Here is a 15,047-nt window from a genome sequence, read left to right as displayed (position 1 = left end):
AATGGACCAGACTGGTACTGATTTACTCAGTTCCAGATGAGGCACCCATCGCGGTTCGTCAAGTTCATTTGCCACGCCATGATGCGTTTCCTATCCGATGCCGGTGCCGAATATCAGTTGTAGTAACACGGACAGGCCGCATCCGGCCAGAAACCCGACCAGCGTTCCGTTAAAGCGTACATACTGCAGATCGCGCCCCACGCGCAGTTCCAGCCGGTCGCTGAGCGCGTTGGCATCCCACCCCGCCACGACCGAAGCAATAAAACGTGACATGCTGTCACGCAGGAACGGCAGGCTGCCGTTGACCATGCGCTGGGCCGTGCCGGTCACGCGCTGGCGCATCTGGGGATCATGATACATCTGTTCCGCCAGGCGATGCAGCGCGTCGCGCACGATGGAGGCGGTCCAGCCTTCCTCTCCGCGCGCGACATCGGTCTCTATGACCCGGCGCAGGCGATGCCAGACGTCGCCGCTCCATCCCCGGATGCTGTCATGCGACAGGACACCCATGATCGTGCCCGTCAGTTCCCGCCGGCGTTGCGGGTCCTGTTCGATCCGGTCGATCTCCGAACGGACCCAGGTGGTGAAACCTTCGCGCAGGTCGGAGTTCTGCGGGTCGATGCGATCGAGCTCCTCGCTCGCCGCGGTCAGGACCTTCGTCGCGATGGAACCGCCGATCGCCCATCCCAGCAGGCGGCCGCCCTGTTCGCGCACCCGCTCCTCGATCATCTGGCGCAGCGACTGCTCCTTGGATTTCAGCCCGTCCTTGAGGCGCAGCAGCAGGAAGGACAGGACCTCCTGATGGCGGTCCCCATCGACCAGCGCGCGCATGCTGCGAATCACGATCGGGGCGATTTCCTCCCCCCCCAGCAGGCTGGGGATCAGGCGCGAGATCGCGTTGCTGGCCCGCCCGTCCTCCAGCCGGTCGAGGACATGGGGCACCGCGCCGATGACCGCGCGGTTTACGGTGGCCACCGTTTCGGGGTCCTGCAGGATGTCCCCGATCACGCTGGGCAGGTCGATGCGCTGCATCGCCGCCGCCACGTCCTTTTCGGTAAAGACATTGGTGGAGACGAACCGCCCCAGCGCCTGGGCCAGGCGTTCCTGCTGCGCCGGCAGGATGGCGGTATGCGGGATGGGCAGGCCCATGGGACGGCGGAACAGGGCGGTGACCGCGAACCAGTCCGCAAGTCCGCCGACCACCCCGGCCTTTGCCCCCGACCGCAGGACGTCGAGCCACGCGTGATCGGCCATCACCCCCGACGCCGGAAGGGCATAGCCCGCCACCGTCAGGCCGGCCATGCCGATCAACAGCCCTGTCGCCGACCATTTGTAACGTTGCAGGACGCGCCACGCATCCCTGTCGGCCTGTGGAATGTTGTTCATGAACCTTTTGATACCATTGTGTGTCTCCATCCCCAAGGTGTCGGGCAAGGGATCGTCCAAATAGACGTGAACACAACCGCGTGGCGATTGCGAAGCCGTGTCGAACATGGGACGCTAATACATTATGCAATTTTCACGACAGGACCTCATGATGTCTCAGGCCTCTGCCCCTCATGCGACAGACATGCTGCAGCAGCAGGCCAGGGAGCTGGTGGCGATCCCGGCCCTTTCGGACAACCCCGTCATGATGCTGGCACGCAGCATCGGACAGCAGATCGACAGGGGCGTGCTGTCGATCGACGCGCTGGAGGAATGGGTGCGTCAGCTGCGCGATCGCGCCTTTGGCCATCGCGCCTGCCACATCGCCGCCTATGTCGGGGGCGTGGATGACGCGGTGATCGAGGAGCGGATGCGCGACGTGGCGCGGCGAATCGTGCAGCCGGATCCCAATGACAGCCCCGTTCCCATCGCCCGGTTCCGCGCCGCGACCGAACGCAGCCGCTTTGCCGCCGTGTTTACCGCCCATCCGACCTTCGCGCTGGCGAACCCGGTCTATGAATGCCTTGCCGACATGGCGACGCACAATCCGCAGCAGCCCCCCGCCGACATCCCCGCCTTCCTGACGCACCGCCGCGCCGCGCCGCCCACGCTGAACGAGGAATTTACCCTTGCGACGCAGGCCATCCTGCGCGGGCGCAACGCGCTGGACCGCCTGACGCGCATCCTCCTGACCGAGGCACGGACCCACTGGCCGCAGCTGTGGGTGACGCTGATCCCGCGCCCGGTCATCATGACAAGCTGGGTCGGATACGACACGGACGGCCGCACGGATATCGGATGGTGGGACACGCTGCGGCTGCGGCTGCGCATGAAGCACATGCAGCTGACGCGCCTGCGCGGGCAGATAGCATCCGTCACCTCGCCCCCCGTGAACGATCTGCTGGAACGCGTGATGCGCGCGGCCGACGCGGTGGAGGCACAGATCGCCGCCTGTCCGGACAGCCCCGACCCGCAGGCGGTCGCGGATTTCGCCGGCGTGCTGATCGACCGGCGGGATGAGGCCCTGATCAGCAGCAACGAACTGCTTCCCGCCTTTGGGGAAGCCATCGACGCGGCCCTTCCCGATGACAAGATGACGCTGTCCATCGCGCGCGCGGGGTTCATGGCGCATGGCCTGTCGGCCGCGCATACGCATGTCCGCCTCAATTCGACGCAGCTGCATAACGTCGCGCGCCAGCGGCTTGGCATCACCGACAATCCCGACATCCACGTGCAGCGCCGCGCCCTGATCGCCCAGATTGACGAGGCACTGGGCACGACACAGCCCATCGACATCGATTTCGGCTCCCTGCTGGTGGAACAGTCGACGGCGGGGCGGCTGATGATGACGGTGCGCCAGATCCTGCATCATATCGACCGCACCACCCCCATCCGCTTCCTGATCGCGGAGACGGAAACCGGATACACCCTGCTGACCGCGCTGTGGCTGGCGCGCCTGCTGGGGGTGGAGGACATGATCGAGATCTCCCCCCTGTTCGAAACGCAGGAGGCGCTTGAAAAAGGCGAACATGTCATCGAGGAGGCCCTGCGCTCCCCGCACTGGCGGGCCTACCTGCAGCGCACGCGCAAGCTGAGCCTGCAGTTCGGCTTTTCCGATTCGGGGCGTTACGTGGGGCAGCTGGCCGCGACCTACCTGATCGAACGCCTGCGGCTGAAGATCTGCGACCTGCTGCGGCAGTGGGACCTCGCCTTTGTTGAGGTGATCCTGTTCGACACGCATGGGGAAAGCATCGGACGCGGCGCGCATCCCTACAGCCTTGCCGAACGTTTCGACTACCTCTCCCCGCCGCACGCGCGCATGCGCTTCCTTCAGGCGGGCATCCGCCTGCGGGAGGAAACGGCGTTCCAGGGGGGCGATGGCTACCTGCTGTTCGGGACCCAGCCTCTGGCCGATGCGACGGTCAGCGTGATCGCAGAGCACGCCTTCGCCCCGACCTCCATCGACGAGGACCCGGTTTATGACGAGCCGGACTTTTCAGCCGATTTCTTTTCCACCATCGCGCGGGGCATGACGGGACTGGTGGAAGATCCGGGCTATGCCGCGCTGCTTGGCGCGTTCGGGCCGTCGCTGATCGACAAGACGGGATCGCGTCCCTCCGCCCGGCAGAGCGATGCCGCGGCCATCACCACGCGCATCCGCCATCCCAGCCAGCTGCGCGCCATTCCCAACAATGCCATCCTCCAGCAGCTGGCATGGTGCGCCAATACGCTTCAGGGGCTGGGGACGGCGGCGACCCGCCATCCCGATACGTTCGAACGCTACCTCACCGACAGTCCGCGCTTCCGCCGGGCGCTGGATTTCGCGGCCCATGCGCTGGCCCATTCCTGCGATGGCGTCCTGCGCGGGGTGATCCGCCTGCTGGATCCGGACATGTGGCTGCAGCGCGCCACGTCGCAGCAGGACCCGAAACGTCAGGAGGCATGCCTGACGCTGATGCATGGGCTGGAACGGCTGGATTTCTGGGCCAGTACGCAATCCATGTTCCGCCGAATCCAGTCCGACCATCTGGCGTTACGCAATGCATGGCCCAACGCCCCCCGGATGGAGGCCGACGAGATGCTGCTGCACGCCATCCGCATCGCGGTGATCGAGCAGATATGGATGCTGTCAACGAAAATCCCCTATTTCGCGCCTCGCAACGCCTTTACCCGCGACGTGCTGACGGCCAAGGTCCTGTGCCTGGAAATTCCCGGCGTCCTCAAGGAACTGGAACAGATTTTCCCCTATCGCGCCGATCGCAGCTTTGACCTGGATTTCCATGAACCGCACGGCCCGCGTGACGAAGGCGCCTATACCCGCGAATATACGGAAATATTCGAACCCATGCAGCGCCTGTTCGCGCTGGTGCGTGAAATCAGCACGGGCGTGATGCACCATGTCGGGGCTTTCGGCTAATCCCATGTCCCGCCATGACTGGCGCGTCGTCGAACCGCCGCCCCCCTATGGTCAGGCGCTGCCCGTCACTGCGGGCATACGCCGTGTTGTCGCCAACAATCCCGGCCCCATGACGGGAAATGGCACCAATACGTGGATCGTGGATCATGACGGGGGCGCCGCCGTCATCGATCCCGGCGTCACGGACGCGGCGCATCTGGACGCGGTGGAGCGCGCGCTGAACGGGCGCAGGCTGACCCATATCATCCTGACCCATACCCATCACGACCATCTGGACGGCGCCGCCCCCCTGTCGCAACGCAGCGGTGCCTCGATACATGCCTGGCACAGCAGCGCCGAGCCCACCTTCTCCCCCGATGTGGGCCTGCATGACCTGGACGAGGTCGCGGGGCTGCGGGTGCTGTACACGCCCGGCCATGCCACGGATCATATCTGCCTTGAAACCGGGGATGGCATCATCTTCACCGGCGATCATGTCATGGGATGGTCCACGACTCTGGTGCCCCCTGCCCCGCATGGATCGGTGCAGCTGTTCCTCGACAGCATGGAGCGGCTGATCGGGCGTGGCTCGCGCCTGCTGCTGTCCGCCCATGGCCCGGCCATTGAACAGCCCGAAACCTGCATGCGGGGACTGATGGCGCATCGCCTTGCACGCCACGAAAGCATCGCCGCCCTGCTGCGGCCACAGCCGCGCACGGTGGAACAGATCGTCGATGCCGCCTATTTCCGGCTGCGCCCCGGCCTGCGACGGGCGGCGACGCTCAACCTGCGGGCACATCTTGAAAAACTGCGCGACGATGGCCGCGCCATCCAGACGGGCGACAGCTGGGCCGCGGCCCCGGCCTGATCTCGCGAAAGGCTGCCTTTAAAAAGAAGTTTTTGGTGAAGCTTTTTTCCAAAAAGCTTTGAAAGACGCCGTCTTTTTGAAAAAGGCGGCACCCAAAAACTTTTACTCCTTTTTTATCAATGCGCTGTTTTCAGACCATCTCTGGACAGCATCTTCCCGGCGGATACGCCGCAACAGGCCGGTCCGGCACGCATTTCCATCCATCCAGACGAAAAAGGCCGGCCCCCGAAGGAGCCGGCCCATTCCCGTATGTCGTTGCGCGCCTTTATCAGGCGGACTTGGACATGATTTCCTCGGCCACGTTGCGCGGCACCGGATCATAGTGATGGAACTGCATCGTGAAGGATGCACGACCCTTCGTCATCGAACGCAGGTGCGAGATGTAGCCGAACATTTCCTTCAGCGGCACCTGAGCGCGAACCATGACGGTCGAGCCCGAGCTTTCCTGGTTCTGGATCATGCCACGACGACGGTTCAGGTCACCCACCACATCACCGACATGGTCGTTCGGGGTGGTGATTTCCACGTCCATGATCGGCTCGAGGATGACCGGACCGGCCTTCTTCATGCCTTCACGGAAGCAGGCCTTCGCCGCGATTTCGAACGCCAGAGCGGACGAGTCGACGTCATGGTACTTGCCGTCAAGCAGCGTGAACTTGAAGTCCACCGTCGGGAAGCCCGCCAGGACGCCGGTCGTGGCCTGCGCCATGATGCCCTTGTCAACCGCCGGGATATATTCCTTCGGCACGGCGCCACCGACGACCTTGTTCTCGAAGGAGATGCCTTCGTTACGCTCGACCGGCGCGAACTCGATCTTCACTTCGGCGAACTGACCCGAACCACCCGACTGCTTCTTGTGGGTATAGGTTTCGGTGTGCGCCTGCGTGATCGTCTCGCGATACGCAACCTGCGGCGCACCGATGTTCGCATCCACGCCATATTCGCGGCGCAGGCGGTCGATGATGATATCCAGATGCAGTTCGCCCATGCCCGACAGGATCGTCTGGCCGGTTTCCTGATCGGTCTTCAGGCGCAGCGAGGGATCTTCGCCCGACAGCTTCTGCAGCGCCAGCGTCATCTTCTCCACCGCGTCCTTCGTCTTCGGCTCGACGGAGATGTCGATGACGGGAACCGGGAAGGTCATGCGTTCCAGCACCACCGGATCGGCGGGATCGGCCAGCGTATCACCCGTCTGGGTGTCCTTCAGGCCAACGAACGCCGCGATGTCACCGGCATGGACTTCCTTGAGTTCCTCACGCTTGTCAGCGTGCATCTGGAAGATGCGGCCGATACGTTCCTTGTGGCCCTTCGTGGTGTTCAGGACGGTGTCACCGGTCCGCAGGACGCCACGATAGACGCGCACGAAGGTCAGCGTGCCATACTTGTCGTTGATGATCTTGAACGCCAGGCCCGCGAACTTCCCGTCGGGATCGACCGGGATGATCGGCAGCTTGTTCTCGTCAACTTCCTCGTCTTCCGGCGGCGCGATGCGGATGCCTTCCACGTCGTCAGGCGCGGGCAGGAAGTCGATGACCGCGTCCAGCAGCGGCTGAACGCCCTTGTTCTTGAACGCCGTGCCGCACAGGACGGGACGGAATTCGCCAGAGATGGTGCCCTTCTTGATGCAGCGCTTCAGCGTCGCGACATCGACATCACCCTTGTCGAAATATTCTTCCATCGCGGCGTCATCGACGGCCAGCGCGGTGTCGAGCAGGTTCTGACGGGCTTCCTTCGCCTTTTCCAGCAGGTCGGCGGGGATTTCCTCGTCATGGAACTTCGCGCCCAGTTCGCCGCCTTCCCAGACGATGGCCTTCATCTCGATCAGGTCGACGACACCGACGAAATTCTCTTCCGTGCCGATCGGCAGCTGCAGCGGGATCGCGACGATATCCAGCTTTTCCTTCAGCGTGTCGAACGCGTGATAGAAATCGGCGCCGGTACGGTCGAGCTTGTTGATGAAGATGATGCGCGGGACGTTATAGCGGTCAGCCAGACGCCAGTTGGTTTCCGACTGCGGCTGCACGCCGGCGACGCCCTCGATGATGAACACCGCGCCATCGAGCACGCGCAGCGAGCGGTTGACCTCGATGTTGAAGTCAATGTGGCCCGGGGTGTCGATGATGTTGATACGATGGCCTTCCCATTCGCATGTCACGGCGGCGGACGTGATGGTGATACCGCGCTCACGCTCCTGCGCCATGTAGTCGGTGGTGGTGTTGCCCTCATGGACTTCACCGATCTTGTGCGACACACCGGTGTAATAAAGGATACGTTCGGTCGTCGTGGTCTTACCGGCGTCGATATGCGCGGTAATACCGATATTGCGAATCAGGGACAGATCAGACTTGTCGGACACGGGAGAACCTCCACAAGACAACGTGGGCGCGAACGGGACTGCATGCCCTTCGCGCCTGCCGGGACCGTGAGCTGCCCCCGCCCCTGGCCGCAAGGGCTGGACGATGCAGACCGGCACGACGGAATAATGAACCTGACGTCGGCCAGGCTTTACGCCATGACCCGCATTCCCGCGCCGTTCGTGGCGGGAATGCGGGTCATGCGCGCCCTAAATCAGGCTGCTGCGGCGGCCTTGCGGCCCTGCACGCGCAGGATGCGACGCTTGACGGTCATCGCCTCGGGCGTCAGCTTGCGATTGGGCGTGGACAGCAGGAACGCGTCCAGACCGCCATTATGCTCGACCGTGCGGATCCCGTTGGTGCTCAGGCGCAGGCGCACCGGCGTTCCCAGGATATCGGACAGGAGCGAGGTTTCCTGCAGGTTCGGAAGGAAACGGCGGCGGGACTTGTTGTTGGCGTGGCTGACGTTGTTTCCTGTCAGCACGCCTTTGCCCGTGATCTGGCAACGGCGAGACATAGTATCATCCTCGGATAAGACTGGGGCCGAGGCACTAATGCCCGGCTAAGGATCTTCTAGATTAGGCGCGGCTTATCGCCAAACCACCGCGATCCGTCAAGACGGATATACCATGATTCGGCGTTTTTTGTCTGAAAACAGGGTTTTTCAGCCTCTGTTCCCCTGATTCGGGCGGAACCTCATGGCCTAGGGCACCATGATGCCAGCCGCCCGTGAAAATGCGTATCAGCCCTTGGCGACACGATCATGATCGGGATGCAGTTCTCCTGCCTGGACGCTGTGCAGCGCGTTTTCAAGCATCGCCTGCATGGTTTCCTTGCCCATGGTCCGCGACAGCAGGCCCAGCGCACCACCCAGCAGGGCGGAGGAAATGGCGACCGGCGGCAGGTTTTCACCCAGCATGTATTCAATCGCCTTGTCCACCACGGCGCCGCAATGGCTCAGTTCCGCGGGGATCCCGCCTTCCTGTTCCGCGCCCGCCGCGTCATGGGGCGTATTCTTTGTATCCGTCATTTCAGGAAAGCTCCCTCTTGGCTATCGGTTCGTGCCTTTCATATGGACCCTGGGTGCGCCGCTGACCAGAGGGCGTCCACGCGCCGCGCGGAACAGCGTCGCGGGCCGCGTGGCGCGACATGACCGCCATTCAGTCCTGCGTCACGTGCGCCTTTGCGTTCTCTTCCGCCTGCGCGGCCCACATCGTGGCATACAGCCCCCCGAGTTCGAGCAGCGCGCGATGGCACCCGCGTTCGCGTATCACGCCCTTTTCCATCACGAGGATTTCATCCGCATCAATCACGGTGGAGAGGCGGTGGGCGATGATGATGGTCGTCCGGTGGGCCGCGACCGTGCGCAGCGCGGACTGGATTTCCTGTTCCGTGCGGGTGTCGAGCGCGCTTGTCGCCTCGTCCAGCAGCAGGATGCGCGGGTTCTTGAGGATGGTGCGCGCGATCGCCACGCGCTGCTTTTCCCCGCCCGACAGCTTCAGCCCCCGTTCGCCGACGCGCGTGGCGTATCCCTCCGGCAGCGAGACGATGAAATCGTGAATCTGCGCAAGCTTCGCCGCCTCCTCGATTTCGGCCTGCGTCGCGCCAAGGCGGCCGTACCCGATATTGTAGCCGATGGTATCGTTGAACAGGATGGTGTCCTGCGGCACCACGCCGATGGCGGCGCGCAGGGCGGCCTGCGAATAGTCGCGGACATCATGACCGTCGACCTCGATCACGCCCGCATCGACATCATAGAAGCGGAACAGCAGACGGCTGATGGTGGATTTCCCCGCCCCCGTCGGCCCGACGATGGCGACACGGCTGCCGGCCCGCACGTGGAAACTGATATCGTGCAGGATTTCGCGCCCGGGGCGATAGCCAAAGCGCACGTGGCGGAAACGCACGTCGGCGGCCGGGGCCTCATCCAGCCGGGCCTTCAGCACGCGGGCGCCCGGACGGTCCACCACGTCGGAACGTTCGTCCATCAGCGCGAACATATGTTCGAGATCCACCAGGGAATTGCGCAGCGAGGAATAGATACTGCCAAGGAAGTTCAGCGGCAGGTAGAGCTGCATCAGGTAGGTGTTGACCAGCACGAAATGCCCGACGCTCAGGCGTCCGGCCTCCACATCGTGTGCTGCCATCAGCATGACCGCGATCAGGGCCAGGGCAATGATCGCCGCCTGCCCGAAATTCAGTCCGTTGAGCGAAAGCTGCGTGCTTATGGCCGCCTTTTCATAACGGATCTGCGCATCCTCGTACCTGTCGCGCTCATGCGCTTCGTTGCCGAAATACTTGACCGTCTCGTAATTGAGCAGGCTGTCGAGCGCCTTCCAGCTGGCCTCGCTGTTGATTTCGTTCATGCGGCGGCGCAGGCCGATCCGCCAGGAGGTAAAGGACACCGTAAAGATCACATAGGCCGCGACCGCCACCAGCATGATGGCGGCATAGCGCCAGTCAAACAGCCGCCATATCACGATGATGACCATCAGTGCTTCGATCAGGGTGGGCACCACGTTGAACACACCGACCCGCAGCAGCGTCTCGATCGCTTCGGTGCCGCGCGCGATGGCGCGGGTCACGCTGCCGGACTGGCGATTGAGGTGAAAGCGCAGGGAAAGCTGGTGCATATGTTCAAAGCTGCGGATCGCGGCGATGCGGCTGATGCGGAAACGCAGCGGCGCGAACAGCGCGTCACGCAGTTCCCCCAGCCCGGCCGCCAGCATCCGCAGCCCGCCATATCCCACGATCAGCAGCAGCGGCAGCATCCCCGCCGACGGCCCCGGATGCAGGGCGTCGATCACCCTGCTATAGAGATAGGGCACGCAGATGGTCGCGACCTTGGCCAGCACGAGCAGCACGCAGACACATGCCACCCGCAGCCGCACGCGCGGTTCATGCGGCGGCCACAGGTAAGGCAGCAGGGCACGCAGGGTTGTCAGGGCGGAAGTTCTGGTCGCCGTGGCACGGCGGTCGGAAGCACGGGAAGCGGTCATGAATTGGGATGTGACATGCCATTCGTGATTTGCAAGCCATATTTCCGGCCGGGGACCAGTCAGGCGAAAGGTGCTCCCTGTCATGGCCGCCGCGTGCCGTCCTGATCCGCGCAAAGGATTGTCAGCCCCGGGACCAGCCGTTATGGCAACGATGCCCCGGCAACAGATGCCCCGGTCGTGAAACGCCCCAGCAGGAAATGATGGTTCCATGTCCCCCGACCTGACTCCCTTTTTCCGTCACATCGCCGCCTGCAACACGGCCAGCCTGCCCGGCCGGCGGATTGCCTTCCACCTGGGCGGGGCACCTGCGGGCTGGGTCGCGCCGGAACTGCTGCCTGTCCTGCTGGACCACGGCATGACGCATGATCGCGGCGTCGTGACGCTGACCGATCCCGCGCGGCTGGAAGGCATTGGCGAGGCGATGGCCCGCGAGGGCGTCTACCGCTCCCACCATGAACTGTTCGATGTCCGCACGGATGTGGACCAGCCCGCCATCGCGCGCATCGATCGCGGGGCGCTGCCCCTGTTCGGGCTGATGGCGCAGGGCGTGCACCTCAATGGCCTCGTGCGCCGCGCGGAGGGGCTGCACCTGTGGATCGCGCGCCGCTCGATGAGCAAGCGGCTCGACCCCGGCAAGCTGGACCACCTTGTGGCGGGGGGCATCCCGGCGGGCCACACCCCGGCGCAGGCCCTGCAAAAGGAAGCGGCGGAAGAGGCCAGCCTGCCCGCCAGCCTGCTGGCGCGCGCAACGCCCACGGTCACCATACGTTATGCCCTTGACCGGCCGGAGGGGCTGCGCCGCGATATCCTCCACTGTTTTGAGCTGCTGCTGCCCGAGGATTTCATCCCCCGCCCCGCCGATGGGGAGGTGGAGGAATTTTCCCTGATCCCGCTGGCCGAAGCCTTCCGGCTGGTGCGCGATACCGATGCCTTCAAGTTCAACGTCAATCTTGTCCTGATCGACCTGTTCCTGCGCACGGGCCTGATCGATCCCGCGACCGAGGAAGGCCAGCGCCTGCGCGCGGGACTGGACGGGTGGCGTTTCTTTGCCGGGCGGTCCGGCCATGTCCCGTCCGGGCCGACGCCCTCCGCACCCGCGACATGACCGGCCATCGCGACAGTTCGTTATTGCCATTCCACGCCGGACATGCCGCCATGGCCCGTGCCATGCCGCATTCCGCCCCTGTCACCGACCCGAAAGACCGATGCCCATGACCACGCCCCCCGTCGCGCGCAAGGTTCTCCACCGCATAGAGCAGCTTGGCCGCGTGCGGGAGGACGAATACGCATGGATGAAGGACGATAACTGGCAGGCCGTGCTGCGCGATCCCTCGCTCCTGCGTGAAGACATCGCAGAGCATCTGAGGGCGGAAAACGCCTATACGGCGGCGGTGCTGTCCGGCACCACGGACCTTCAGGAAAAGCTGGTCGCGGAAATGAAGGGACGGATGCAGGAGGTGGAATCCTATCCCGCCGTGCCCCACGGGCCGTGGTACTATTACTCCCGCTATGACCGGGGGGCGCAGTATCCCGTCCATGCCCGCCATGCCGCCGATGCCCCGGAACGCGAACAGGTGCTGCTGGATGTGAACGCGTGCGCCGCCCGGCATGAATATTTCGCGGTTGCCGCCGCGACCCACAGCCCCGACCACCGGCTTTTCGCCTATGCCGAGGACACGCAGGGCTCCGAAATCTATCGCGTGCGGATCAATGACATCGCCACCGGCGCGACCGTGGGCGCACCGATCGAAAACTGCAGCGGGGCCTTCGTCTTCGCCCCCGACAGCCGCCACCTGTTCTGGATCTGGCGCGATGACCATGGCCGCCCCGCGCGCGTCTATCGCCGCGAAATCGGATCGGATGCCGATACGCTGGTGTATGAGGAAAAGGACGCCGGCTTTTTCGTCGGCGTGTCGGCCACGCGGTCGGGACAGTGGATCATCATTACATCGGGCAACCACGATACCTCTGAATCATGGCTGATCCCGGCCGCGACCCCTGACGCGCCGCCCGCATGCGTCGAACCACGCCATGAGGGCGTGATGTACGACCTGCATCACTGGGGGACGGATTTCGTCGTCCTGACCAATGCCGGCGGGGCCATTGACTTCACGCTGAAACTGGCGCCGCAGGATGCCCCCGCGCGGGCGAACTGGCGCGAACTGGTGCCCCATGAACCCGGACGCTACATCACCGCGTGCTGCACCTTCGCCGACTGGCTGGTCTGGCGGGAACGGCATGAGGCCAACTGCCGTATCGTCATGCAGACGCGACAGGGGGAACGTCATGTGCTGGGATCAGGGGAAGCGGCCTATGACCTCTCCCTCTCCGGGGGGTATGAATATGACACCACCGAACTGCGCTACATCTATCAGTCGCCCACGACGCCGCGGCAGTGGTTCGCCTATGACATGCAAAAGCGCGCGCGCCGCCTGCTGAAACAGCAGGATGTCCCCTCCGGCCACAATCCCGCCGATTACCGCTGCTGGCGCCTGATGGCCCGCGCCCCTGACGGGCAGGAGGTGCCGATTACCGTCCTTGGCCGCCACGATACGCCCCGCGACGGGTCCGCGCCGCTGCTCCTGTACGGGTACGGGTCATACGGGTATGCGATCGAGCCTGATTTTTCCACCCGCACGCTCAGCCTTGTCGACCGGGGATGGTTTCATGCCATCGCCCATGTACGCGGCGGTTCGGAAAAAGGGTGGGGCTGGTTCCTTGGCGGGCGCGGCAGGAACAAGGTCAACAGCTTTACCGATTTCATCGCCTGCGCCGAACACCTGATCGGACAGGGTTTCGCGGCGAAGGGGAAAATCGTGGCCGATGGCCGATCCGCCGGGGGGATGGTCATGGGGGCCATCGCCAACATGCGCCCCGACCTGTTCGCCGGAATCGTGGCGGTCGTGCCGTTCGTCGATGAACTCAACACCATGTCCGACGCCTCCCTGCCGCTGACGCCGCCGGAATGGCCCGAATGGGGCAACCCGCTGGAGGATGCGGCGGCCTATGACCTGATCGAAAGCTATGCCGCCTATGAACAGGTGCGGCCGCGTGACTATCCCGCCATCCTGGCGATGGGGGGACTGACGGACCCGCGCGTGACCTATTGGGAGCCCGCGAAATGGGTGGCGCGCCTGCGTGAAAATACGCTTTCATCACGCCCGGTCATGTTACGCACCAACATGGAGGCGGGACACCGGGGCGCGACGGGACGTTTCGACTCCCTCAAGGACGCGGCCCTGATCCATGCCTTTGCCATCTGGGCCATCGAAACCGCCTGACCCCGCCCCATCGCTCCCCGCCCGGCCCAGTTGGCCGGACGGGGGACATCACAAGGATGACCATGCCGGATCACAAGATCGCCGATGCCGAATCCCACCTGCCGGACCCCGGACTGGAAGGTAACGGGCAGTCACTTCGCACTTTCCGTTCCTTTCGCGAAACACAGCGGGCGCAGCGGATCGCACGGGGGCTGCTGGCGCTGTTTTTCGTCGCGATGGCGCTTTATACGGTTCGCGGTTTCCTGCCGTCGCTGATCTGGGGGGGAATCTTTGCCATCGCGTCATGGCCGCTTTATGTCCGTGCCCGCATCCGCTGGCATGCCGCCACGCACCAGCTTCTGCTGCCGGCGGCCTTTACGCTGGGCATCGCGCTGATTTTCCTGGTGCCTGTGACCCTGTTCGGGATAGAGGCCGCGCGCGATGCCGAAAGCGTCCTTCACCTTCTGAACAATGCGCGGCATTCGGGCCTGCCGGTTCCGCCGTGGGTCGATCACCTGCCCGTCGGCGCGCAGAGCATGCGGTCATGGTGGGAAGGCCACCTGCAGGACCCTGATGACTTTTCCGCCCTGCTGGGCTCCCTGCGGATCGGGCAGAGCGTGAAGATGACGCAGCAGCTGGGCTCCCAGGTGATGCACCGGGGCATCCTGTTCATCTTTTCCATCCTGACCCTGTTCTTCCTGCTCAAGGACGGGGATTCGGTCATCCGGCAGTGTCTGGTGGTGTCGCGTCGCGCCTTTGGCAAACGGGGGGAAAGGATCGCGCTGCAGATCATCGCCTCCATCCACGGCACGGTGGCGGGGCTGGTCCTTGTGGGGATGGGCGAAGGACTGCTGATGGGCATTGCCTACCTGATCGCGGGCGCGCCGCATCCCTTCCTGTTCGGGGTGGTGACCGCCGTGGCCGCCATGATCCCATTCTGCGCCGCGATCGCCATAGGGATCGTGTCGATCCTCCTGCTGATCAAGGGCAGCGCCATGGTCGCCATCGCCATCATGCTGATCGGGCTGGCTGTCATTTTCCTGGCGGACCACCTTGTGCGCCCTGCCCTGATCGGCGGATCGACGCAACTGCCGTTCCTGTGGGTCCTGACCGGCATCCTTGGTGGCGCGGAAAGCTGGAACCTGCTGGGGCTGTTCATGGGGCCGGCCATCATGTCCGTGCTGCACATGATATGGCGCAACTGGACGCGCGTCCGCGACTGAACGGCGGACGCAGGATGCCCCT

At 64.2% G+C, this 15,047-nt stretch carries 10 protein-coding genes; 5 read left to right on the top strand and 5 right to left on the bottom strand.

Features of this window, described 5'->3' with window-relative positions:
- Window positions 1-90 precede the first annotated feature (90 nt).
- Window positions 91-1,386, bottom strand: coding sequence for a DUF445 domain-containing protein (locus NJLHNGOC_RS01340; protein ID WP_113594735.1), 1,296 nt, complete (start codon window positions 1,384-1,386; stop codon window positions 91-93).
- A gap of 151 nt (window positions 1,387-1,537) precedes the next feature.
- Between NJLHNGOC_RS01340 and NJLHNGOC_RS01335 the strand changes: the two genes are divergently transcribed.
- Window positions 1,538-4,342: a phosphoenolpyruvate carboxylase gene (locus NJLHNGOC_RS01335; RefSeq protein ID WP_113594814.1), complete on the top strand. Its 2,805-nt coding sequence runs from the start codon at window positions 1,538-1,540 to the stop codon at window positions 4,340-4,342.
- Window positions 4,323-5,189, top strand: coding sequence for an MBL fold metallo-hydrolase (locus tag NJLHNGOC_RS01330; RefSeq protein ID WP_239021248.1), 867 nt, complete (start codon window positions 4,323-4,325; stop codon window positions 5,187-5,189). The genes NJLHNGOC_RS01335 and NJLHNGOC_RS01330 overlap by 20 nt, the downstream gene beginning before the upstream one ends.
- A gap of 268 nt (window positions 5,190-5,457) precedes the next feature.
- On the opposite strand, the gene fusA is transcribed toward NJLHNGOC_RS01330, so the two are convergent.
- The 4 genes from fusA to NJLHNGOC_RS01310 form a co-directional block, all read right to left on the bottom strand.
- Entirely contained in the window at window positions 5,458-7,545 is a 2,088-nt protein-coding gene (gene fusA, locus NJLHNGOC_RS01325) for an elongation factor G (protein ID WP_110560188.1), read from the bottom strand.
- A 212-nt stretch (window positions 7,546-7,757) separates the two neighbouring features.
- Entirely contained in the window at window positions 7,758-8,060 is a 303-nt protein-coding gene (gene rpmB, locus NJLHNGOC_RS01320; RefSeq protein ID WP_110094223.1) for a 50S ribosomal protein L28, read from the bottom strand.
- Between the two features lie 225 nt (window positions 8,061-8,285).
- Window positions 8,286-8,573 carry a hypothetical protein gene (locus tag NJLHNGOC_RS01315; protein ID WP_110526059.1) on the bottom strand — a complete coding sequence of 96 codons (288 nt, stop codon included), beginning with the start codon at window positions 8,571-8,573 and terminating at the stop codon, window positions 8,286-8,288.
- A gap of 130 nt (window positions 8,574-8,703) precedes the next feature.
- Window positions 8,704-10,542: an ABCB family ABC transporter ATP-binding protein/permease gene (locus NJLHNGOC_RS01310; RefSeq protein WP_113594813.1), complete on the bottom strand. Its 1,839-nt coding sequence runs from the start codon at window positions 10,540-10,542 to the stop codon at window positions 8,704-8,706.
- A 208-nt stretch (window positions 10,543-10,750) separates the two neighbouring features.
- Here NJLHNGOC_RS01310 and NJLHNGOC_RS01305 point away from each other — a divergent pair, with 208 nt between their 5' ends.
- The 3 genes from NJLHNGOC_RS01305 to NJLHNGOC_RS01295 all read left to right on the top strand — a co-directional run bounded on the left by NJLHNGOC_RS01305 (window position 10,751) and on the right by NJLHNGOC_RS01295 (window position 15,025).
- Window positions 10,751-11,647: an NUDIX hydrolase gene (locus tag NJLHNGOC_RS01305; RefSeq protein WP_113594733.1), complete on the top strand. Its 897-nt coding sequence runs from the start codon at window positions 10,751-10,753 to the stop codon at window positions 11,645-11,647.
- A 106-nt stretch (window positions 11,648-11,753) separates the two neighbouring features.
- Complete coding sequence (locus NJLHNGOC_RS01300; RefSeq protein ID WP_113594812.1) at window positions 11,754-13,823, top strand: S9 family peptidase; 2,070 nt, start codon at window positions 11,754-11,756, stop codon at window positions 13,821-13,823.
- Window positions 13,824-13,879: 56 nt separating this feature from the next.
- Window positions 13,880-15,025, top strand: a complete 1,146-nt coding sequence (locus NJLHNGOC_RS01295) for an AI-2E family transporter (RefSeq protein WP_113594732.1) — start codon at window positions 13,880-13,882, stop codon at window positions 15,023-15,025.
- The last annotated feature ends 22 nt before the right edge of the window (window positions 15,026-15,047 follow it).

This window comes from Novacetimonas cocois (assembly GCF_003311635.1).
Taxonomy (GTDB): Bacteria; Pseudomonadota; Alphaproteobacteria; order Acetobacterales; family Acetobacteraceae; genus Novacetimonas; species Novacetimonas cocois.
Note: the sequence above shows the minus strand (reverse complement) of the source record. Positions and strands in the feature narration are given on the sequence as shown.

Coding starts and splice junctions, on each gene's coding strand:
- NJLHNGOC_RS01330 (WP_239021248.1), top strand. CDS start 4,323: ATGTCGGGGCTTTCGGCTAATCCCATGTCCCGCCATGACTGGCGCGTC.
- NJLHNGOC_RS01335 (WP_113594814.1), top strand. CDS start 1,538: ATGTCTCAGGCCTCTGCCCCTCATGCGACAGACATGCTGCAGCAGCAG.
- NJLHNGOC_RS01310 (WP_113594813.1), bottom strand. CDS start 10,542: ATGACCGCTTCCCGTGCTTCCGACCGCCGTGCCACGGCGACCAGAACT.
- NJLHNGOC_RS01315 (WP_110526059.1), bottom strand. CDS start 8,573: ATGACGGATACAAAGAATACGCCCCATGACGCGGCGGGCGCGGAACAG.
- NJLHNGOC_RS01295 (WP_113594732.1), top strand. CDS start 13,880: ATGACCATGCCGGATCACAAGATCGCCGATGCCGAATCCCACCTGCCG.
- NJLHNGOC_RS01305 (WP_113594733.1), top strand. CDS start 10,751: ATGTCCCCCGACCTGACTCCCTTTTTCCGTCACATCGCCGCCTGCAAC.
- NJLHNGOC_RS01300 (WP_113594812.1), top strand. CDS start 11,754: ATGACCACGCCCCCCGTCGCGCGCAAGGTTCTCCACCGCATAGAGCAG.
- NJLHNGOC_RS01340 (WP_113594735.1), bottom strand. CDS start 1,386: ATGAACAACATTCCACAGGCCGACAGGGATGCGTGGCGCGTCCTGCAA.
- rpmB (WP_110094223.1), bottom strand. CDS start 8,060: ATGTCTCGCCGTTGCCAGATCACGGGCAAAGGCGTGCTGACAGGAAAC.